Annotated in this window: 17 protein-coding genes; 8 read left to right on the top strand and 9 right to left on the bottom strand. The window is 66.7% G+C overall.

Annotated features, from left to right (window positions below; genetic code table 11):
- Nucleotides 1-11: 11 nt before the first annotated feature.
- From ACODS4_RS17045 to ACODS4_RS17015, 7 genes are all read right to left on the bottom strand, one after another.
- Complete coding sequence (locus ACODS4_RS17045) at nt 12-881, bottom strand: cytochrome c oxidase subunit 3 (protein WP_488865718.1); 870 nt, start codon at nt 879-881, stop codon at nt 12-14.
- 20 nt (nt 882-901) lie between these two features.
- Complete coding sequence (locus tag ACODS4_RS17040) at nt 902-1,510, bottom strand: cytochrome c oxidase assembly protein (RefSeq protein WP_488865716.1); 609 nt, start codon at nt 1,508-1,510, stop codon at nt 902-904.
- Nucleotides 1,511-1,514: 4 nt separating this feature from the next.
- Nucleotides 1,515-1,682, bottom strand: coding sequence for a hypothetical protein (locus ACODS4_RS17035; protein WP_488865714.1), 168 nt, complete (start codon nt 1,680-1,682; stop codon nt 1,515-1,517).
- A complete protein-coding gene (gene cyoE, locus ACODS4_RS17030) occupies nt 1,679-2,578 on the bottom strand; it encodes a heme o synthase (RefSeq protein WP_488865712.1) in 900 nt (299 codons plus the stop codon). The genes ACODS4_RS17035 and cyoE overlap by 4 nt, the downstream gene beginning before the upstream one ends.
- Nucleotides 2,579-2,683: 105 nt before the next feature.
- Nucleotides 2,684-4,294 (bottom strand): cytochrome c oxidase subunit I, encoded by a 1,611-nt coding sequence (gene ctaD, locus ACODS4_RS17025; RefSeq protein ID WP_488865710.1) that lies wholly within the window; start codon nt 4,292-4,294, stop codon nt 2,684-2,686.
- 114 nt (nt 4,295-4,408) lie between these two features.
- A complete protein-coding gene (gene coxB / locus ACODS4_RS17020) occupies nt 4,409-5,269 on the bottom strand; it encodes a cytochrome c oxidase subunit II (RefSeq protein ID WP_488865708.1) in 861 nt (286 codons plus the stop codon).
- A gap of 558 nt (nt 5,270-5,827) precedes the next feature.
- The gene (locus tag ACODS4_RS17015) at nt 5,828-7,204 is read right to left on the bottom strand and encodes a DUF3422 family protein (RefSeq protein ID WP_488865706.1); all 1,377 of its coding nucleotides are present in this window, start codon (nt 7,202-7,204) and stop codon (nt 5,828-5,830) included.
- 206 nt (nt 7,205-7,410) lie between these two features.
- Between ACODS4_RS17015 and tldD the strand changes: the two genes are divergently transcribed.
- The 8 genes from tldD (at nt 7,411) to ACODS4_RS16975 (ending at nt 14,671) form a co-directional block, all read left to right on the top strand.
- Complete coding sequence (gene tldD / locus ACODS4_RS17010) at nt 7,411-8,844, top strand: metalloprotease TldD (protein WP_488865704.1); 1,434 nt, start codon at nt 7,411-7,413, stop codon at nt 8,842-8,844.
- Nucleotides 8,845-8,958: 114 nt separating this feature from the next.
- Nucleotides 8,959-9,360: a hypothetical protein gene (locus ACODS4_RS17005; protein WP_488865702.1), complete on the top strand. Its 402-nt coding sequence runs from the start codon at nt 8,959-8,961 to the stop codon at nt 9,358-9,360.
- A gap of 56 nt (nt 9,361-9,416) precedes the next feature.
- Complete coding sequence (locus ACODS4_RS17000; protein WP_488865700.1) at nt 9,417-10,178, top strand: glycosyltransferase family 2 protein; 762 nt, start codon at nt 9,417-9,419, stop codon at nt 10,176-10,178.
- Between the two features lie 40 nt (nt 10,179-10,218).
- The gene (locus ACODS4_RS16995) at nt 10,219-10,743 is read left to right on the top strand and encodes a glycine cleavage system transcriptional repressor (RefSeq protein WP_488865699.1); all 525 of its coding nucleotides are present in this window, start codon (nt 10,219-10,221) and stop codon (nt 10,741-10,743) included.
- A gap of 74 nt (nt 10,744-10,817) precedes the next feature.
- Nucleotides 10,818-12,893, top strand: a complete 2,076-nt coding sequence (locus ACODS4_RS16990; RefSeq protein WP_488865697.1) for a YjbH domain-containing protein — start codon at nt 10,818-10,820, stop codon at nt 12,891-12,893.
- 180 nt (nt 12,894-13,073) lie between these two features.
- Nucleotides 13,074-13,409: a hypothetical protein gene (locus tag ACODS4_RS16985; protein ID WP_488865695.1), complete on the top strand. Its 336-nt coding sequence runs from the start codon at nt 13,074-13,076 to the stop codon at nt 13,407-13,409.
- A 69-nt stretch (nt 13,410-13,478) separates the two neighbouring features.
- The gene (locus tag ACODS4_RS16980) at nt 13,479-13,790 is read left to right on the top strand and encodes a hypothetical protein (protein WP_488865693.1); all 312 of its coding nucleotides are present in this window, start codon (nt 13,479-13,481) and stop codon (nt 13,788-13,790) included.
- Nucleotides 13,790-14,671, top strand: coding sequence for a class I SAM-dependent methyltransferase (locus ACODS4_RS16975; protein WP_488865691.1), 882 nt, complete (start codon nt 13,790-13,792; stop codon nt 14,669-14,671). Before ACODS4_RS16980 ends, ACODS4_RS16975 begins: the two co-directional genes overlap by 1 nt.
- On the opposite strand, the gene ACODS4_RS16970 is transcribed toward ACODS4_RS16975, so the two are convergent.
- The gene (locus tag ACODS4_RS16970; RefSeq protein ID WP_488865689.1) at nt 14,665-18,969 is read right to left on the bottom strand and encodes a translocation/assembly module TamB domain-containing protein; all 4,305 of its coding nucleotides are present in this window, start codon (nt 18,967-18,969) and stop codon (nt 14,665-14,667) included. The two genes, ACODS4_RS16975 and ACODS4_RS16970, sit on opposite strands and share 7 nt — an antisense overlap.
- 17 nt (nt 18,970-18,986) lie before the next feature.
- Nucleotides 18,987-20,897, bottom strand: coding sequence for an autotransporter assembly complex protein TamA (locus tag ACODS4_RS16965; RefSeq protein ID WP_488865687.1), 1,911 nt, complete (start codon nt 20,895-20,897; stop codon nt 18,987-18,989).
- Nucleotides 20,898-20,967: the final 70 nt, after the last annotated feature.

Genomic DNA, 20,967 nt, shown 5'->3' with positions numbered 1-20,967 from the left:
CGTTCAGGCCTTCAATGACCGCCATGCGCGCCGCCAAGACCGCCCCACCAATAGACCGAAACGAACAGGAACAACCACACCACATCCACGAAATGCCAGTACCAGGCCGCCGCCTCGAAGCCAAAATGGCTTTCCGGGGTGAAATGGCCCTTGCTGGTGCGGATCCAGCAGACGATCAGGAAAATGGTGCCGACGAGCACATGGAAGCCGTGGAAGCCGGTGGCCATGTAAAAGGTGGACGGGAAGATGCCGTCGGTGAATTTGAAAGCGGCGTGCGCGTATTCATAGCCCTGGAAGAAGGTGAACATCACGCCCAACAGAACAGTGATGCCCAGCGCCTTGGACGCTTCCTTCATCTTGCCTTCGATGATGGCGTGGTGCGCCCAAGTGACGGTGACGCCCGACAGCAGCAGGATCATCGTCATCATCAGCGGCATGTGGAAGGGATCGATCACCTCGATGCCCGGCGGCGGCCAATGGGCGTCCGGGTTGGTCGGCGACGCCTTGGGGAACAGCGCGGCGCCGAAGAAGGCCCAGAAGAAGGCGGCGAAGAACATCACCTCCGAGGCGATGAACAGCGCCATGCCATAGCGCAGGCCGATCTTCACCACCGGCGTGTGGGCCTTTTCGACCACCGCTTCTTTGATGACGTCGCGCCACCAGCCGAACATCACGCCCAGGATCGACAGAACGCCCAGGATCAGCAGCAGCTTGCCCGATCCGTGCATGTACAGGACCATGCCGGTCGCCAACAAACCGCCCGCGAAGGCGCCCAGCAAGGGCCATGGGCTGGGGTTGACCAGATGGTAAGGATGCGGAACACCGGCCCCAATCGAGGCGGATGGTTCTTGCGGCTCGTGCCCGTGGGTGATGTCGGCCATCGTCTCTCAACCCCAATGGTTCAGTTTGTGGCGGTCGCGCTGGGCGCCGCCTTTTGATTGCTTCCCGGCGCCTGCTGCGCCAGAACGGCGTCGCTGTCTTTGGCGCGGAAGAAGGTGTAGGACAGCGTGATGGTGGTGACGTCGTCCATGTTGGGGTCGTTGTTCATCGCCGGATCGACGAAGAACGCGACCGGCATGTCCACCGACTGCCCCGGCTGCAAAATCTGCTCGGTGAAGCAAAAGCATTCGAGCTTGTTGAAATACTGCCCAACCTTGTCCGGCGTGACGTTGTAGACCGCCGTGCCAACCGTCGCCCGCGTCGAGCGGTTCTCCGCCCGGAAGGCCGCAAAGCCGGTTTCACCCAGCTTCAGCACCATGTCCTTTTGCTCCGGTCGGAAAGACCACGGCAAATTCATGTGGGTGTCGGCGTTGAAGCGGATCGTCATCTTACGGTCGATCACGGTCGCCGCCGCCGCCGCCGCCCGTTGCGTCGTCCCGCCAAAGCCCGTGACCGAGCAGAACAGCGAATACAACGTCGAAGAGGCGTAGGTCAGTCCGATCATTCCGAAGACCAGCCCGAAGAGCGAGGTCAGAATGATGAGGTTGCGGCGGCGCAGCGCGCGGTCCATCGCGTCAATGCCCCACGCTCATGCGGACGACGGTGATGCCGTAAAACAGCGCCACCAGCCCGATCAACCCGGCGAGCACCGCCAGATTGCGTCCGCGCAGACGCTTCGCCCGCTCGCTGGCCATTTGGCTGGCGTCCGGTTGACCCGAACGATCGCGATCCACAACGGTCATGCCCCACCTCCAACGACAAGCCGCTCGCCGATCATCAGGGCGAACAGCAGGAACAGGTACAGGATGGAAAAGCCGAACATCTTCTTGGCCGGGCCGTCGTCGGTGGACAGCAGCACGCGCACGGCGCAGCCGACGAACATCAGGCCCAGCAGGCTCGACGCCGCCAAATAGACGGGTCCGGCGATTCCGACGAAGTATGGCGACGCGGCGACCGGCAGCAGGACCAGCGTGTAAACCAGCATCTGCCGCTTGGTCGATCGCGGTCCGGCGACCACCGGCATCATCGGCACGCCAGCGCGGGTGTAGTCGCCGTTGCGGAACAGGGCCAACGCCCAGAAATGTGGCGGCGTCCACAGAAAGATCAGCAGAAACAGCAGGATCGACGGCACGGCGACGTCCCCCGTCACCGCCGCCCAACCGATCATCGGCGGAAAGGCCCCCGCCGCGCCGCCGATGACGATGTTTTGCGGCGTCCGCCGCTTCAGGCCCATGGTGTAGACGACGATGTAGAACAGGATGGTCAGCGCCAGCAGCGCCGCCGCCGTCCAATTGACGCCAACCCCCATCACCAAGGTGGACAAAACGGCCAGCGTGCCGCCAAAGCCCAACGCCTCGTCGGCGCCGACCCGGCCCGACGGAATCGGGCGTTTGGCCGTGCGGGTCATGACCGCGTCGATGTCGCGGTCATACCACATGTTGATGGCGCCCGACGCGCCCGCCCCCACCGCGATGCACAGCACCGCCACCGCGCCGATCAGCGGGTGAATGTGTCCGGGCGCCAGCACCAGCCCAGCCAGCCCGGTGAACACCACCAGCGACATGACCCGGGGCTTCAGCAACTCGATGTAGTCACCGGCGGACGCGCCGGGAACCCGCTCAAGCGTTGCATCCGTCATGGCCGTCCCTCCCCGCCTTGTTCATGCTTTTTGCGTTTGTTCGGTCGGTCCGACGCCGGGCGGCGTCCGATTGGAACCGTCGCCCGGCCTTCGGTCGTCACCCGATCACTTGACCTGAGGCAGCGTTTCAAAGGCGTGGAACGGCGGCGGCGAGCTGACCGTCCATTCCAGCGTGCCAGCCTGCGGTCCCCAATAGGCGCCCGGCACCCGCTCGCCGCTGCGCAGCGTCTTGATGGCGATCCAGACGAACAGCAGGGTCGAGGCGAAGGAGATGTAGGCGCCGAAGGAGGAGATCATGTTCCAACCGGCGAAGGCGTCCGGGTAATCCGGGATGCGGCGCGGCATGCCCGCCAGCCCCAGGAAATGCTGCGGGAAGAACAGCATGTTGACGCCGATGAAGGTCGTGTAGAAGTGGACCTTGCCCCAGAATTCAGGGTATTGGCGGCCCGACATCTTGCCGATCCAGTAATACCACCCGGCGAAGATCGAGAAGACCGCGCCCAGCGACAGCACATAGTGGAAGTGGGCGACGACGTAATAGGTGTCGTGCATGACGTTGTCCAAGCCGCCGTTGGCCAGAACCACGCCGGTCACGCCGCCGACGGTGAACAGGAAGATGAAGCCGATGGCCCAGAGCATCGGCACCTTGAACTCGATGGAGCCGCCCCACATCGTGGCGATCCAGGAGAAGATCTTCACGCCGGTCGGCACCGCGATAATCATGGTGGCGGCGGTGAAATAGGCCTTGGTGTTGACGTCCAGGCCCACCGTGTACATGTGGTGCGCCCAGACGACGAAGCCGACGACGCCGATGGCGACCATCGCGTAGGCCATGCCGAGATAACCGAAGATCGGCTTCTTGGAGAAGGTCGAGATGATGTGGCTGATGATGCCGAAGGCCGGCAGAATCATGATGTAGACTTCGGGATGGCCGAAGAACCAGAACAGATGCTGGAACAGCATCGGGTCGCCGCCGCCTTCCGGATTGAAGAAGGTGGTGCCGAAATTGCGGTCGGTCAGCAGCATGGTGATGGCGCCGCCCAGAACCGGCACGGCCAGCAACAGCAGAAACGCCGTGACCAGCATCGACCAGACGAACAGCGGCATCTTGTGCAGCGTCATGCCCGGCGCGCGCATGTTGAAGATGGTCGTGATGAAGTTCACCGCGCCCAGGATCGAGCTGGCGCCCGCCAGATGCAGCGCGAAAATCGCCATGTCGACCGACGGCCCGCTGTGCCCCAATGGCGAGGACAGCGGCGGGTAGACGGTCCAGCCGGTTCCAGCCCCGTTTCCAACGAAAGCCGAGCTGAGCAGCAGCAAAAAGGCCGGCACAATCAGCCAGAAGCTGATGTTGTTCATGCGCGGAAAGGCCATGTCGGGCGAGCCGATCATAAGCGGCACGAACCAGTTGCCAAAGCCGCCGATCAAGGCGGGCATGACGACGAAGAACACCATGATGAGGCCGTGCGCGGTAATCAGCACGTTCCACATCTGGCCGTCGGCGACGAACTGCAACCCCGGCGATTGCAGCTCAAGCCGCATGATGACGGAGAACAACCCGCCGATCAGTCCGGCGATGACCGAAAAGATCAGATAGAGCGTTCCGATGTCCTTGTGGTTGGTCGAAAAGAGCCAGCGCGGCACGAACCCCGGAATGTGGTGATCGTGTCCGTGGCCGTCGTGGCCGTGAGCCTGCCCAGGATTGGCGTCTGCCATGTCTCTAACCCTTTTGTCGCTGCCCCTCGGCCCGTTCGCGTCGCTTTCCGCTGTCGGAAAGCCATGGGCGTCGGTTGGGGTTGGTTCTTATCGGCGTTGCGGTTTCAGGCGGCGTTATTCGACGGTCACGCCGATGGGGGTCGCGCCGATGGAGGCCTGCGCCACGTCGCGGCTGGCGTCGCGCGGACCAAAGGCGACCTTGGCCTTGGCGACCCAGGCGTCGAACTTCTCTTTCGAGACGACTTCGACCGCGATGGGCATGTAGCCGTGGTTGGTGCCGCAGATTTCAGAGCACTGGCCGTAATAGACGCCTTCGCGCTCGGCCTTGAACCAAGTCTCGTTGATGCGCCCCGGCATGCCGTCCTTCTTCACGCCGAAGGCCGGAATGGCCCAGGAGTGGATGACGTCGCCCGCCGTCACCAGCAGGCGCACGGTGGCGTTGACCGGCACGACGACGCGGTTGTCAACCTCCAGAAGGCGGCGTTGGCCGGGCTTCAGGTCGGCTTCCTGAATGATGTAGCTGGAAAAGGCGATGTTGCCCTGGTCGGGATATTCGTAATCCCAATACCATTGGCGTCCCGTGACCTTGATGGTCATGTCGGCCTGCGGCACGCGTTCGGCCAGATACAGCAGCTTGAAGGACGGCACGGCGACGACGATCAGAATGATGACCGGCAGAACCGTCCAGGCCACTTCAAGCAACGTGTGGTGCGCGGTCTTGGACGGAACCGGGTTCCGTTTGGCGTTGAAGCGGATCACGCAATAGGCCAGCAGCGCCGCCACGAAGATCACGATCAGCGTGATGATGATGGTCAACAGGCTGTGGAATGAATCCATCGCGTGCTTGACCGGCGAGGCCGCCTCTTGCAACCCCATCTGCCACGGGTGCGGCTCGTCCGCCGCCGCCGTTCCGCAGACTCCCGCCAGTGAGAGGACCGCCCCAAGCCCGGCGGCGCGCAAGTTATGCCGTTTCATCCCCAACCCTCATCTATGCCGCGACTTTCGTCATAGGTCGCAGTCGTCTCTTCCCGCCGGAACCGCTTTCGCCCATAATTGTTCGCACTCCGATTAGTCTCGCTGGAATACGATTGGGCGTTTTAGCAAAAACCGGATAATGCAGGGTTCGTGCCATTCCGAGGGCGTCATTTCCCCGCAGGGCGAGCTTATCCCTACATCACACTTGGTTACAAGCGATTCCTAACCTTGCGGCTGACCAAGAACGACAAGCGCTTCCTGACTCTGTTGGAACAGAAAGCTTGAGCGTTATGAATGGTTAAACCATGCGTCAGCTTGTCGCAGTTCGTTTGTCGAACAAATTTGTTGAGGCGTGGAAACCCCTTGCGATTTTTTCCTGCGTCGGCCTTGGCGGGTGATTGCCGAACGATGCCGCAGCGCGTGCGGGAGCGCCCTCGCTGCCTGGATCAATGGGAAGAAGCAAGTTTCTGAACGGAATTCCAGCCATTGAAGGCTAGGAATCGCAAGAAAACTGTCAGAACAAGAAAAGATGATGAGCGTCGAAGTGGCCGAACAGCCTCAATGATCGCCCGCGATGACTTTGCGAATGCGCCGGACGCCGGACCAGACAAAAGCGATCACAATCGGAATCATCAGCCCAACCAACATGTCGGGATCGACCTTCAGTCCGAACCCCTTCAGCCCCTTGGCGGCGTAGCCGACGATGCCGACCAGATAATAGCTGATCGCCACCACCGACAGTCCTTCGACCGTCTCCTGAAGGCGCAGTTGCAACTGCGCCCGGCGATCCATGGATTGCAGCAGTTCGGCGTTCTGCCCTTCCACCGCGATCTCCACACGGGTGCGCAACAGGTTGCTGGCGCGGGCGACTCGTTGCGACAGGTTATTGAGCCGCTGCTCCACCGCCTCGCAGGTGCGAATCGCCGGGGTCAGACGGCGGTCCATGAACTCGCGCACCGTTTGCAGCCCTTCGATGCGGATCTCCCGCAACTCGTCGATGCGCTTCTCCACCAGCTCGTGATAGGCCCGCGCCGCGCCGAATCGGTAGGAGGTTTCAGACGCGATCTGTTCGGTCTGCGCCGCCAGCAGAGTCAACCGATCCAACAGATCGCGCTCATCCTGCAAGCCGCGCAGGGTGGCGATTCGCGTCGTCACGTCGGCCAACCCGGCCTCGATCGGGTTGATGCGGGGCAGCACGCCGCGCGCCACCGGCAGGGCCAGCAGGGCGAGCACGCGGTAGGTCTCGATCTCCAACAGGCGTTGGACGACGCGGCCCGTCTGACGCGGCGTCATCGAATGATCCATCACCAGCATCCGCGAAAAACCGTCGCCATGAATGCGGAAATCGGTCCAGGCGGTGGCCGAACGCCCGGCGATTCGCGAACCAACGTAATTTTCCGACCCGAACATGGCCGTCATCATGTTCGCCGACGGTTCTGGCGTTTGGTCGTCGAGCACCGCGACATGGACGCCGACCATCAGTTCGCCCGGCAGCCCGTTCAACCACTCGCGCGGCGCGGCGTTCAGCGCCGGTTCGACGAAGGGATCGACCAGCGCCCCCACCGGCGTCACGCTGGGGCGGAAGATGGTCCAGGTGGAAAATTCGGTGTGCCGCTCCCATTTCAAGTGAAAGCTGCCGAACGACGCGCTGTGGTGGGTGGCCCCCTGGGACGGGCGCGGAATCCCGGCCCAGTCGCACAGGGATTCCAGATGGCGGCGGTCGGTCTCCCCCGCCCCTTCGCCCGACAGCATCGCCAGCATGGTGACGCGCACCGGCGCGATCATGGAATCCGGCGGGCGGGCGTGGACTTCGTTGGTCAGGGCCAGACGCAGCGCGTGATCCTTCAAGACCCGCGCGCCAGAGGTGGAAGCCCCGACGGGCGTGGCGTCGCGCGGCTGGAGTCCGGTGATTTGGCTTGCCTCACGCTCGCTCATGCTCGCCCTTCCCTGTTTTTCTGACGCGCCGTCGCCGTCGCGGGAACGCCAAGCCTTGCCGGACGACGCCCGCGACGCCACACTGTATGAACAATCTTAGACCACACCGCACGCATCGGCGCGAGAGCGTCGGCGGTTTCACCACCCAGCATCAGCCATCCGAGGATCCGTCGCGATCCGTTCAGCCCCTGAGACCCGGAGTGTTCATGAGCGCGCTTGCCATCACCGACGATCTTTTCTTCAACCGCGCGGGCATGGACCGCGCCCGTGTGGAAGGCGTCGTGCAAGAGGCCCTCGCCAGCGCCGACGACGGCGAGCTTTATCTGGAATACGCCCAGAGCGAATCGCTGGGTTGGGACGACGGCAAGCTGAAATCGGCCAGCTTCGACACCACGCAGGGCTTCGGCCTGCGCGCCATCGCCGGGGAGGCCACCGGCTTCGCCCACGCCTCCACCCTGTCGGAAGACGCGATCCGCCGCGCCGCGACCACCGTGCGGGCCGTCCAGGCCGGGCACAGCGGCACGCTGGCCGAGCCGCCGGGCGGCACCAACCGCGCGCTTTACATGCCCGACAACCCGCTGCACCTCGTTCCGTTCGAGGAAAAGGTGAAGCTGCTGGCCGACATCGACGCCTACGCCCGATCCAAGGATGAACGGGTCCGGCAGGTCAGTTGCTCCATCAGCGGCGAATGGCAGGCGGTGCAAATTCTGCGCGGCGACGGCGTGCGCGTCGCCGATCTGCGCCCGCTGGTGCGCTTGAACGTCTCGGTCGTGGTGGCCGAGGGCGACCGCATGGAAACCGGCAGCCACGGCGGCGGCGGGCGCGTCACCTACGAGCATTACATCCAGCCGGAAACCTGGCGCGCCTTCACCGACGAGGCGTTGCGGCAGGCCCTGATGAATCTGACCTCGCGCCCCGCCCCGGCGGGCGAAATGACGGTGGTGCTCGGCAACGGCTGGCCCGGCATCCTGCTGCACGAGGCCATCGGCCATGGTCTGGAGGGCGACTTCAACCGCAAAAAGACGTCGGCCTTCTCCGGCCTGCTCGGCCAGCGCATCGCCGCGCCCGGCGTCACCATCGTCGATGACGGGACCATCGAAAACGCGCGCGGCTCAATCTCCGTCGATGACGAGGGCACGCCCGGCCAATGCACGACTCTGGTCGAGGACGGCATCCTCGTCGGCTTCATGCAGGACCGGATGAACGCCCGCCTGATGGGCATGCGCCCGACCGGCAACGGGCGGCGCCAGAGCTTCGCCTATCACCCGATGCCGCGCATGACCAACACGGTGATGCGCAACGGCCACCACAGCCCGGAGGAGATCATCGCCTCGGTCAAGAAGGGCCTCTACGCCAAGAATTTCGGCGGCGGTCAGGTGGACATCACCAACGGCAAATTCGTTTTCTCGGCCAGCGAAGCGTACCTGATCGAAGACGGCAAGATCGGCCCTGCGGTCAAGGGCGCGACCCTGATCGGCAACGGGCCGGACAGCCTGACCCGCGTGTCGATGATCGGCAATGACAGCCGTCTGGACCCCGGCGTCGGCACCTGCGGCAAGGACGGCCAAGGCGTGCCGGTCGGCGTCGGCCAGCCCACCTTGCGGTTGGACGGGCTGACCGTTGGCGGCACGGGAGGCTGAGAAGGCTTCGGCGGCGGGCGCCTGCGCCCCGCCGCCGCCGACACCGCCGCCCTTGACAGACGAAGGCTGCGACCGCCTTAGTCAACGGGTCGATTCTGTCTTGGAAGCAGCCCGATGTTTTTGATCGTTCTGGCTTTGGCGTGTCTGGTGGCGATCAACGCCTGGACCATTTGGATCGCGGCGACGCGACGCGGCGTCGTTCAGGCCTATTGGGCGCTGTGCGGATCCTTCATGGGCATCGGCCTGATGGCGGTGATCGGCGTCTTCGCCTTTCCCGGCCTGTTGCAACTTGATCCGACCAGCGGCGAAATGCCCCCCGCCTTTGGGCTGGGCTCTGGAATGGTGGCGATGGGCTTGACCGGGGCCGCCATCGGCGCCGCCTTGATGGGCGTGACCCGTCTGTGGCGGCGCAAGCGCGCGACGACCGCACAAGCCGCCACGACGGCGGAAGGGACGGACGCCCCGTCTGGAACGCCGTCCGGGGGAACGCCCTTGGGAACGGCCCGCGACGCTTGAAACCGGGCGCGGTCCCTCCCAGACACGCGCGCAGCCCTCACACGCGGGACCAGCCGATGCCGATTTTTTCCATCATCCTGCCCACCCTGCGCCAGCCCTTGGCCGAAGCGGCGATCCGGGCCATCGAAAAAAACAGCGCTGGGCATGATTATGAAATCGTGCTGGTCGCCCCCTTCGCCATCGACGCGCCGCGCGTGGTGTCGGTGATCGAGACGGAACGGCGCGGCAACTGCACGGCCCACGCCACCGGCTACGCCGCCTCCAGCGGCGACGTGATCGTCGCGATGAGCGACGATCATCTGGCCCTGCCCGGCTGGCTCGACGGCGTGGCCGAGACCATCGCCGCCAAGGAGAAACTGGATTTCCCATTTCTGGGCGGGCTGAACCGGCCCGATCATCCGCATTTCGGGGTGATTTACGGCCTGTATTACGCCTATTTCCCGGTGATGTCGCGCCGCAGCGTGGAGGAGGTCGGTGGTTGGTTTTCCACCGACTACCGCGCCCATTACGGCGATCCCGATCTGGCGATCCGGGTCTGGGCCTTGGGCGGACGGTGCGAATTGCTGCCGGGCGACCACCTCGCCACCAACCCGGACGAGGATCCCGACAGCCAGTCGATCCACAAGCAAACCTCGATGGCCGCCGACGTCGCCACCTTCGCCACCAAATATCATCGGGCGTTTGGTGGCGGTTTTCCGCTGGATTTTGGGCAGATCAACTTCGACTATCACATCAGCGAGTTGCGCGACATGAGTTTTATCGCGCGCGTTCCTCCCGCTCAACATGGCGGGCGGGACCGCCATTGGCGCCCGGCCTGACACGAGCCGGGACCACACACAACAATCCAGGGAGGCGTCCGTGAGCGGACTGGCGTTGGTATCGATTTTTTGCCCCGACCGCGTCGGGCTGGTGTCGGGCATCACCGGGCATTTGTTTGAGCTGGGAATCAACCTGCGCGACGCCACCTTCGCCTCGCTGGGCAGCGGGGCGGAGTTTTCGGCGGTGTGCGAGTTGCCCGGCGGCCTGAGCGTGGACGACGTGCAAGCCAGCCTGACGGCCCTGCCGGAACTGGCGGGCGCCGAGGTCAAGGTGACGCCCTTCGCCTTCGATCCGGTTCCAGGGCCGCAAGCGCTCATCACCCACCGGATCGAGGTGTCGGGCGGCGATCAACCCGGTCTGGTCGCCCGTTTGTCGGAGATCTTCACGCAATTCGCGGCGAACATCGTCCGTCTCGACGCGCAAACCCTGCCCGACCGCGACGGCGAACGCTACGCCCTGCGCTTTTCCGTGGCGATCCCGCCGGAACGGGCGGACGTGTGCCTGTCCGCCATCGCCAACACGGCGGAATCCCTCTCTTTGAATTGCAAAACCGAAGCTCTGTGACGGGTTTTTGATTGCATTCCATTGCATGATACGCAAAGGATCGGATCACAAACCAATCCTTTGCGTATCATTGCGTGAAACGCTCCGTTCTTCTGGTCCTGGCGCTCCTGTCGTCGCCCGCCGCCGCCCGCGCGGAGGATGTCGGCGCCAGCCTGTCGGACTGGGGAAGCGTCGGGCTGCTGCAAACCCCGACCGCCCGAATGCCGCCGGACGGGTCGATGACCGGCGGGCTGAGCGGGCTGGGGCGCCTGCACCGCCATGTCACCCTGTCGGCGCAACCTCTGCCCTGGCTGGAAGTCACCGCCCGCGACAGCCTCTATCCCGGCTATTACGGGCTGAGCGAACCCGGCCTGGACGTCAAATTGCGGCTGCGCGAAGAAGGCGAATGGGGGCCGGCCCTGGTCGTTGGCGGGCGCGACGTCACCGGATCGGGGCTTGATCTGCCGGGCAAGGGCCGCTTCGCCGGGGAGTATCTGGCGATTTCTCGGCGCTGGCGGGATTTCGACGTCACCCTGGGGATGGGCTGGGGAACGTTGGGCGAAGCCGGGCATCTGCGCAACCCGCTGCGCTTTCTCGGCGGGCGTTTCCACCGCGACCGCGATCCGTCGCTGTGGCCAAGCCTGCGCGGGCCGCGCGCCTGGTTTGGCGGCGAGCGGGTCGCCCTGTTCGGCGGGGTGGAATGGCGCACGCCCATTCCCGACCTCAGTCTGAAAATCGAAAGCTCCGGCGACCGTTTCCGCGCCCAACGGCAGGATGAGCCGGGCTTCGCGCCGGGCAGCCGTTACAACATCGGCCTGTCCTATCGCCCCTTCTCCTGGATCGACGCGGGCGCCGCCTTTGAACAGGGACGGCGGGCGATGCTGCGGCTGTCGCTTCGCTTCGACCCCAAGGAATGGACCGAGCCGGACCGTCGCGCGCCGCCATCCGTCGGCCCCCGTCCATCCAGCGAAGCCGCCCTACCCGCTGGGGACATCGTCACGTTGGCGCGGACGCACGGCCTGCCCGCCCGCGCCGCCGACATCACGGGCGACACGGCGACCCTGTGGCTGAATCCAGCGGGAATCGGTTCTCTTCCCTCCGCGCAAGAGTCTGGTCACGCCGCCCGCCTGCTGACCGATCTCAGCGCGCCGCAGGTTGAACGGCTGCGGATCGTCACCGGAACCCATGGGTTGGACGCCGCGTCCTTGACGCTTCTACGCCGCGACGTCGAACGCGCCGCCCGCCATCGCGGCAGCGTTGATGAGCTGTGGCGCACCGCGACCCTGGAGCCGCCCAACCAGCGCCCGCCCGATTGGCGCCCCCGCCTGGATCTCAGCGTTCGGGTGGCGTCCGAGTTTGATCTGGCCGAACTCGGAACCTATCTGACGCACCGGAGCTACAGCGACGTCGTGTTGCGCGGCGAACCGGCGCGCGGGTTGGTTCTGGGCGGAGCGCTGCGGATCCGGGCCGACGACAATCTCAACATGCTCGACACCAACGCCCTGCCCGCGTCGGAACCCGTGCGCAGCGACGTTCCGCTCCACAGCCAACGCCCTTGGGCGGCGGAACATCTGTTCGCCGCCCATCTCGCCACCCCCGCCGACGGTCTGACCACCCGCCTGTCCATCGGTCATTTTGAGGAAATGTTCGGCGGCGTCGGAGCCGAAGCCCTGTACCAACCGCTCACCGCCCGTTGGGCCGCCGGTCTGGACCTGAACCGTGTCTGGAAACGCAAAGCCGCCGCGCCGCTGGGCGTCGCCCGCGACAGCGCAAGGCTGACCGGCCACGCCAGCCTCTATTGGGAAAATCCCGGCGCCGCCACCACCACCGTTCTGCGGTTGGGCCGCTATCTGGGCGACGACTGGGGCGGCGGCGTCGAGGTGATCCGCCGCTTTGAGGGCGGCGTCGCCCTGACCGCCCACGCGGCCTGGACCGAGGGGCCGGATCGCGGGCAGAGCCGCTTTGGCGGGCGGATGGATTGGGGCATGGCGTTGGTCGTGCCGGTCGCGGCGTCCGGCTGGTTGCCGGTTGGCGGCACGCTGGAAACGGCGGTTCGCACGTTGGGCCGCGACGCCGGGCAACGGCTGCGTCAACCGCTGCCCCTGTATGACGCGCGCGTTCCCGGCGGCTTTGGCCGATTGGCCGGAACATGGTCACGCCTGATGGATTGATGCCCCATTGGCGCGTGCGCGATCATAACGGGCATCAGCGCAATATGGGACTCATGCCTAATTGCGACTCGAAAAATTCGACTCGGAGTCTGTGGGGGATTCACACAAGGAAAAAATCTCTGTAGACTCAGAAATCCCCCTGAGACTCGCCTTTCCTCCCGCCCCCAAGGATCCCGATAAATGCCCATGTCCGCCGACGTCGACACCATCGAACGCACCTCCATCGTCGCCTACACCCTGTTGAACGAGCTTCACGACGTCCTGGCGCAACCCGCCGCGCCGGATGACGTGACGCTTGGTCTGCTGATGGGACTCTCGATGTTTCTCGACGACAAGGTCGGACCAATCCGCGCCCAACGTCTGATGACCGAAGCGCCCGGCATCGTGCTGAAAACCGACGCCCATGTGACCCCCGACCAGTCGCAAGAGATCCTGCCGGCCCTGCGCGCCTTTGGCGACCACCTGAAAAGCCTGCGCACGCTGGCCCCGGCGACCGTCGAACGCGTTCTCGCCTGATAAAGCCCGCCCCCATTCTCCGCGTCTGGCGTCTTGACCAACGGAGGAAAAGGGCGGAAGCTTTTGGCCATGGACTGGTTCACGGGGTTCAGCATCGTCGCGATCACGACCGGCGTGACGATCAGCGTTGTCGTGCTGGCAGCCGTCGGCTCGATCCGGCGCAGCCTGAACGAAGGCGCTTTGCGCCAGTCCCAACACATCAAATCGTTGTCGGAAACCATCGCGTCCTTATCCGCGCAACAGCAGGCGGCGCAGACCCGCATCCAGCAATTGACCGACGCTCACCGGAAACTGACCGAGGAATTCAACGCCCTCGGCGAACGGTTGAGCGACGCCGACACGGTCCAGCGTGTGTCGGGCACGGCAAAGATTTTGCACTGATGCCCTCTCCCGTCAACGCCCTCGACAACACCCCTGACGCCACGGTTGAACGCGCCCGCTGGACCGCCAGCGCCGACGCTTGGGACCGCTGGGCCGATCCCATGGCCGATCTGGCCGACAAGCTGAACCGCCCTCTTCTTGACGCCGCCGGAGTCATGGCGGGCGACCGCGTGCTGGATCTGGCCTCGGGCGCGGGCGAACCCGCGCTCAGCGCCGCGCGCCGGGTGGGCGCTGCCGGGCTGGTGGTCGGCAGCGATCTTGTTCCAGGCATGCTGAGCGGGGCCGTTCGCCGCGCCGCGACGGAGGTTGATCCGCCACGGTTCACCGCCGCCGACATGACCCTTCTGCCCTTCGCCGACGGCGCGTTCGACCGCGTGACCTGCCGGTTTGGCGTCATGTTCGTTCCGGACGCCATCGCCGCCCTGCGCGACGTCCGCCGCGTGTTGCGGGCCGATGGCCGGGCTGCCTTCATGGTGTGGGGACCGTTGGCGGGCAACGGGTTGTTCGCCGACATCGGCGCGGCGGTCGCCGCGCGTTTGGGCGAGGATCACAGCCTGGACCCGCTGTTCCGCTTCGCCGCCCCTGGATCGCTGGCCGCCGCGATGGCGGAGGCCGGGTTCGCTTCGGTCACGGAACATGATCTGACGCCGGTGCGCAAGGCCCCCGCCGATCAACCCTTTTGGCGGGCCGCCCTGGACATGAGTTTCGGCCATCGGCTGGGCGGCTTGCCCGCCGCCGAACGCGCCGCGCTGGAATCGGACATCGCCGCCCGCTTCGCCGCGCAGGCGGTGGATGGGGTGGTTCCGGTTCCCGCCCATGTACGGATCATCTGCGGATCATCGTCGGGCAGTGACCACGCGCAAGCCGCCCCCTCTCAATAATCCTTTTCATAGCTGAGGCCGAAGCGGGTGTCGGAATCCGCGCCGACGTCGGCCTTGCCCTTCAGTCCCTTGTAGATCTCCACCTCGACCTTGGCGCGGGTTTGGTTGGCGCCCATGCCCTGCTCCACCCCGACATAGACGCCATCGTCCAGATAACGCCCGGCCTGCACCGCGCCGCCTTTGCCGTCGGAGCTTTGCGAGAAGTCCAGCCGGTCCAGCCCGGTGGAGCGCCGCACCCGGTCCAGCAGCCCGCCGCCTTCGCCGCCGACGCCGGTCAACGCCGCCGCCGATTGCGCCAGTTGCACCGCCTCGCCCGCGCCCAAGCTCCCGACCGATTTGCCGAAGAGAACCGCCGACAAAATTTCGTCCTGCGGCAGGCCCTGGGGCGAGGTCAGGGCGATTTTCGGCTGCCCTGCGGTGCCCGACACCTCAATCTGCGCCGTCACGCCGTTGGCCGTGACCTCCGCCAGCAGGTCAAGGCGCGGGTCGATGGGCTGAGTTCCGTCAAAATCCAGATTGCCGCGATTGAAGGCGAAGCTGTGCGACAGGATGTCGAGCCGCCCCTTCAGGATGCTCAACCTTCCCGTCACTTCGGGCGCGTCGGCCCGCCCGCCAATGCGAAGCTGGCCGCCCAATTCGGTGTCGAGGCCACGCCCGCGCACGAAGATCCGGTTCGGCGCGTCCACCGTCAGGTCCAGCGCCAGGGCGAAGGGCGGCGGCGGTTTGTCCGCCGCTGTGCGGGGCGGCGGCTTGCGCGTCGGACCATTGCGGCGCGTTCCAACCTCCTCCACCTTCAGATCGACGACGTTGGCCGGCAGCCGGTTCGGAATCCGCACGTCGGCGCCGCGCAGACGGATCGGCCCGGCCAAACGGGCGTTGAGAAAGCCGCCGGTCACGGCCAGCTTGGCGTCCACGTCCGCCGTCAACAGATCATTGTCGACCAGCCGGGCGTTGTCGGCGGCGATGGTCAGATCAAGTTGCCGGTCGCCCGCCGCCGCCGGACGAATGACGCCCTGCCCGCCGATGGTCCCGCCGTTGCTGGTCCGCGCCCGCAGGGATTGGATGGTGAAGACCTCGCCATCGCCGACCAGCCGCGCCTCAATGCCGCTGAGAACAGCGCCCGACGCCCGGTTCTCATACCGACCGCCGCTGAGCGTCACCGATCCGCCCAGCTTGGGCGCCCCCACCGTGCCGCTCGCCCGCACATCCAGCGTGACGCCGCCGCGCGCCCGGTCGCCGGTGGACGCCAGAAGATCATTGACCAGCGCGGCGTCGAGCGTCCCCTCGACCACCGCCTCCAGCGCGCCCTTCGGCGGCACGCTGACCGCGTGGCTGTCCGGGTTCATCACCAGCGGCAGCGCCGCCCGCAAGCTGAGTTTTGCGGCCTTGTTCGGCGTCGCCGCCTCGCCGTTGACCGACAGGCGGTTGTTCCGCCATTGCGCCGTCACCGTGGCGTCAAGGCCGGGGATTCCCGCCTGGGTCGCCTGTTTGGCGCGCAATCCGGCGAGGCGCAAGGTCGCGTCGGCGCGTGGGCCGCCAAGCGTGCCGCTCACGCTCGCTTGGAGCGAGGCCACGCCGTCCAGCGTCAGCGACGGATCGGCCAGACGGGCCAGCGCCATGGGAAGCTGATCCAGCCGGACGTCCCCCTTCAACCGATCCCCCGTCACGCCGCCATCCACCGACAGCCGCGCGCCGCCGACCAGCGCCCGCAAGCCCGACAGTTCGTAACGTTGATCGGCGACGGTGATCGTCGCCGGGCCGGTCAGCCGCAGGGTTTCTCCGGCGAAACGGCCCTCCAGCCGCTCAAGACGCACGCGCGTCACGCCCGCGTCCAGGCCCAGCGATCCGGCGAGATCCAGGCCGATTGACCCGCCGCCGCCGGTCCCGGTCGCCGCCGCGCGGAAAGTCGCCTTGGCCAACGCGCCGTCCAGGCTGGCGGTCAGGCTGGTGATCGCGTCGCCGCCGCTCTCCGCGCCGGACAGCTCCAGCGACGCCTTGCCCGAGGGCTTGCCCAACATGTCGGCCAAATCCGCCGCCACGCTCACCCGCCGCACGCTCAGCGGCGCGCCCGCCGCGCTGTTCACCACCCGCAGATTCGTCGCGTTGGCGGCCAAAACCGCCGCCTGTCGCCCGCCCTTGCCGTCCAGCGCCAGCGTGAATCCCGCCGCGCCGTCCAACGGCGCGCCAACCAGCGCCGACAACGCTTTCAGATCGGGCAAGGCGCCCTCAAGACGGCCCGTCGCCACGCCGGACGTCATGGCGAGCTGCGCCGCGCCGGTGACGCGGTTTGCCCCCGTGACCAAACTGAGATCCGCCAGCCGCAGCGTGTCCCCGTCCAACGCATAGGCCGCGTCGAGCGCCAAAGGAGCGCCGTCCGGCTGGCCGCGCAGAGTCACGCGCCCCGCCGGGCGGTCGGGCAAACCGGCGGCGGTCGCCTCAAGACTGGTCGCGCCCAAATTTCGGCCATCGGCCACAAGCCCGTTGGCCTGCGCCCGCGCCGCCACTGTCAGCCGGTCGAGCGGCCCCCGCGCCGTGACCTCCGCCGACAAAACCCCATCCAAGGGCGTCCCCAGCGCCGCGCCCAACGGCCCCAGCGCCGTTCCATCCAACCGGGCCGTGGCGTCGAGTTGACCGGCGACCAGCGCGCCCGCGCCGGTCAACCGCCCGTTGCCGCCCACCAGTTCCACAGCGTCCAGCCTCATCCCGCCATCGGCGGCGACCGTCAGCGCCGCTTTGACGGTCGCCGCCGCGCCCAGCAGCGCGTCCACCGGCGTGCCGCTGGACAAACGGTCGATGCGCCCCGACAGCGTCGCCGACAGCCGCCCGTCTTCCTCCCGCCGCACGGGAATGGACAGGGACAGCGCGCCGCCCAGCGGGCGCCCGGCCAACGCGGAGAAACGATCCAGATCCGCCGCCGTCGCCGTGACGGTCAACCCGCCGTTGCGTCCCCAGCCCTCCAGACGTCCTTGCGCCGACAGGGTGGCGGCGGCGGCTTGCCCATCCAACGCATCCAACGTGATTCGCCCGCTGACTCTGTCGAGCCGCGCCTTGCCGGTCAGCGTCAAGGCCGGGCCAACGACGCGGGTCAAGGCCGAATCGCCGCTCATCACCTCGTTCACCCTGGCGGACAGGGTGAGCGCCAGATCGTTCAAACTGCCCTCGACCACGCCCTCGGCCCGCGCGTCACGCCACGCCGCCGCCGGGAACAGCGCGTGCAACGCGGAGTCCGGTCCCGCCGTCACCGACCAGCGCAGGGAAAGGCTCTGGCGGTCGGCGGTCATCGTCCCGTCCAGGCTGACCAGCCCCGCCGCCGTCTCCAGCGTCAGGGGGCGCAGCGTCACCCCGCCGTCCGGCTTCAGCAGAATGGCGGCGGTCAGCGACGACCGCGCGCCGACCAGCCGCGCCAACGCCGGATCCAGCAGCCCGTCCGGCGCCGCCTCGGCGGTCACGCTCAGCGCGCGACCGTCCGCCGTCGCCTTGACGTTCGCCTCGGCGGTCAACGGTTTGGTCGCGCCGACCTGCGTGGTCACGGCCCCGGTCCAATCGTCGAGCGTTCCGCGCCCGTTCAGCGCCAGCGACAACGGCGGCAGTCCCGGCAAAGACAGCGCGCGGGCGATGACGCCCCCCGCCGGTTCCGCCCCGTTCACCGCCAATTCAAGCCGCTGAGTCGCCGGGACGAAAAGAACGGCGGCGTCAAATTTGCCCGGCTGATCGTCAATCCGCTCCACGCTCAACCGGCCATCCAGCCCGGCCCCGCCCGCGTCGAGCGCCAGCGCCCCATCAACCCGCAGCGTCGCCGCGTCGCCCAAAAGAGCCGGACCAAGCCGCAAGCGTTTGATCGCCAACCGATCCAGCCCGACGCTGACCGGAAGGTCCGGCAAGGCGAAGCCGACGCCCGGCTCCGTCGTCGCAGCGGACGGCGCGGGCGTCGTCGTTTGGGGGGCGCGGGCGACCTCCACGGAGTCCGCCTCCAGCCGCTCAATCCGCACGCGCCTTGTCAGCAGGGCCGACGGCGACAGCGTGACGCGCAGGGCGTCCACCGTCAGCCAAACGCCTTGCTCGTCGGCCATCGTCACCCGTTTCAGCGCCAAATCAAAGGGCAAGCGCCCCTCAATGGCGCCAAGGGTCAGACGCGCGTCGGGACCGGTCGCCGCCGCTTCGACGCTTTGCGCCAGCCAACGCCGCCCGGACTCGCCGTCCAGCCACAGAAGCGCCGCGCCAACCGCAAGCAGAATCACCCCAAGGAGAGCGGCCAGCGCCAACCCCAGGCGGGTCAAAAACCGCCGCCACCGACTCACGGGCAAAACCTCCGCCATCAAAACGCCTGCCCAAGGCTGATGTAGAGTTGCCACCGCGCGTCGCCTTTCGGCGCGTTCAGCGGCACGCCGACATCGACCCGCAGCGGCCCGAAATCGGTGTAATAGCGCGCGCCCAGCCCAGCCCCGACCCGCAAGGTCGATGAGAAATCCGGATAAACTCGGTCGGCCACCGTGCCAGCGTCGATGAAAGGCACCACGCCGATGCTGTCCGTCACCTTGATCCGCAGCTCCGCGCCAAGCTCCAGCAGGGAGCGCCCGCCCTCCGGCTCGCCAAAACGGTTGCGCGGTCCCGCCTTTTGGAAGCCGTAACCACGCACCGACCCGCCGCCGCCCGCGTAAAAACGATGGTCGGGTGAAATCTGGTCGAGCGACGCGCCCAGAACGCTGCCCAACCCGACGCGCGCCGCCGCGACGTAACGGCCATCCTGCGCCAGATCGTAATAGACCGATCCGCCCAATTGCAGCGTCACGAAAGGCTGACGGCTGGCGCCGCCCGCCGGAATCCAGGGCGTGAATTGGAACGTCCCGCGTTCGCCCTTCGTCGGGTTCAACGGATCGTCGGTTCGGTTCCAGGCGACGGCCAACGGCGCGCCAATGTAAGAGGTCTGATAGGTCCGCTCTTGAGTCTCCACCCGCCCCCGCTCCGCCGTCAGCCCATAGCTGAGGCTCAATTGATCGGTCAGCGGACGCTCCAGCGCGCCGGTCAATTGTGTGACGACGCGGCTGTAGGCGGGCGGCTGGTCCGAGGCGACCTGAAAATTAACCAGAAGCGACTGTTTCAGCGCCAGGAAATCGGGCTTTTTGAAGGACAGGTTGAAACGCAGATCCGGCAGATTCTTGGTTTGGCTGGAGCTTTTGTTGCCGCTCCCGCCCGACGCCCCGGCGACGCGGCCAACCTCCAGCCCGACGCGCAGTTGCTCGGCCCCGCCAAACAGGTTGCGGTGGCCCCAATAGGCTTGCGCGCCCACCCCTTCTTGCGTGGAATAGGTGACGCCGCCGCCGATGAAGCGCCGTTTGCGCTCCGTCACCGCGACCAGCACCGGCGTCACCCCGTCCGGGCCGGGCTGGTCGTCCAACCGGACGCGCACGCTGTCGAACACCTCCAGCTTGGCCAAATTCTGCCGCGCCTGGTCCAGCTTGGCCGGATCATGCGCCGCCCCCGGCGTCACAGCCGCCCGCCCGCGCACCAGATTCTCGTTCACCCGCTCCAGCCCGGACACCCGCAGCGCGCCGTTGCGCACCAGCGGGCCAAGCGCCACCCGCCACGCCACGTCCATCGTCCGGTCGCCATGATCGACCACCACCCGGCGGTCGTCGATTTTGGCGAAGGCGTAGCCCCGGCGGTTCAGCCGGTCGAGCAGCGCCGCTTCGGCGTCCACCACCCGTTGCCCCAGGGCCGCTTCGCCCGCCGTCAGGGTCGGTTCGCCCAACAGCGTGTCCGCCGCCACCCCGCCCAACGCCGCGCCGTTCACCAGAAGCGTCCGCGTCGCGGTTTTGACGTGGTAGAGCGGCCCCGGAGTCACCGTGACCGTGACCTTGGCCGGTTGAACCGTCCCGTCGATCCGAACGTCCAGCCGAGCGTCGTAATAGCCGTTGGAGCGCAACACCGCCTGCAAGCGTTCCCGATCACTGTCGGCCCGGCGTTCCAGCCCGATCAGCGACGGCGGCGGATCGCCGGTCAACCCGACCAGCGCCGAGGCTTGGCTCAGCGCGTCGCGCAACCCGTCGTCCTCCACCCCGTCCAGCGTCACGTCGTAGGGCGTGCGGGCCTGCGGCGTCTCCTCCGCCACCGGCAGGGCGTCGGAAGCGGGCGTCTCCTGCGCCCGACCAGCCTCAAGCAGCCCCAGGACGAACCCAGCCGCAAGCAAGGGTGGCAAAACATGGCGAACGACGGTGAATCGACTCATAGTTTCGACTGTACGGGCGAAAGACGCATAGCTCCATCCCGCAATTTCGCTATGGCCGAATGGGGTAACG

The sequence above is a fragment of the Azospirillum sp. FG154 genome, from assembly GCF_057809575.1.
The sequence above is the reverse complement of the archived record's forward strand: the minus strand, read 5'-3'. Positions and strand labels throughout refer to the sequence as shown.

Coding starts and splice junctions, on each gene's coding strand:
- ACODS4_RS17045 (WP_488865718.1), bottom strand. CDS start 881: ATGGCCGACATCACCCACGGGCACGAGCCGCAAGAACCATCCGCCTCG.
- ACODS4_RS17040 (WP_488865716.1), bottom strand. CDS start 1,510: ATGGACCGCGCGCTGCGCCGCCGCAACCTCATCATTCTGACCTCGCTC.
- ACODS4_RS17035 (WP_488865714.1), bottom strand. CDS start 1,682: ATGACCGTTGTGGATCGCGATCGTTCGGGTCAACCGGACGCCAGCCAA.
- cyoE (WP_488865712.1), bottom strand. CDS start 2,578: ATGACGGATGCAACGCTTGAGCGGGTTCCCGGCGCGTCCGCCGGTGAC.
- ctaD (WP_488865710.1), bottom strand. CDS start 4,294: ATGGCAGACGCCAATCCTGGGCAGGCTCACGGCCACGACGGCCACGGA.
- coxB (WP_488865708.1), bottom strand. CDS start 5,269: ATGAAACGGCATAACTTGCGCGCCGCCGGGCTTGGGGCGGTCCTCTCA.
- ACODS4_RS17015 (WP_488865706.1), bottom strand. CDS start 7,204: ATGAGCGAGCGTGAGGCAAGCCAAATCACCGGACTCCAGCCGCGCGAC.
- tldD (WP_488865704.1), top strand. CDS start 7,411: ATGAGCGCGCTTGCCATCACCGACGATCTTTTCTTCAACCGCGCGGGC.
- ACODS4_RS17005 (WP_488865702.1), top strand. CDS start 8,959: ATGTTTTTGATCGTTCTGGCTTTGGCGTGTCTGGTGGCGATCAACGCC.
- ACODS4_RS17000 (WP_488865700.1), top strand. CDS start 9,417: ATGCCGATTTTTTCCATCATCCTGCCCACCCTGCGCCAGCCCTTGGCC.
- ACODS4_RS16985 (WP_488865695.1), top strand. CDS start 13,074: ATGCCCATGTCCGCCGACGTCGACACCATCGAACGCACCTCCATCGTC.
- ACODS4_RS16980 (WP_488865693.1), top strand. CDS start 13,479: ATGGACTGGTTCACGGGGTTCAGCATCGTCGCGATCACGACCGGCGTG.
- ACODS4_RS16975 (WP_488865691.1), top strand. CDS start 13,790: ATGCCCTCTCCCGTCAACGCCCTCGACAACACCCCTGACGCCACGGTT.
- ACODS4_RS16965 (WP_488865687.1), bottom strand. CDS start 20,897: ATGAGTCGATTCACCGTCGTTCGCCATGTTTTGCCACCCTTGCTTGCG.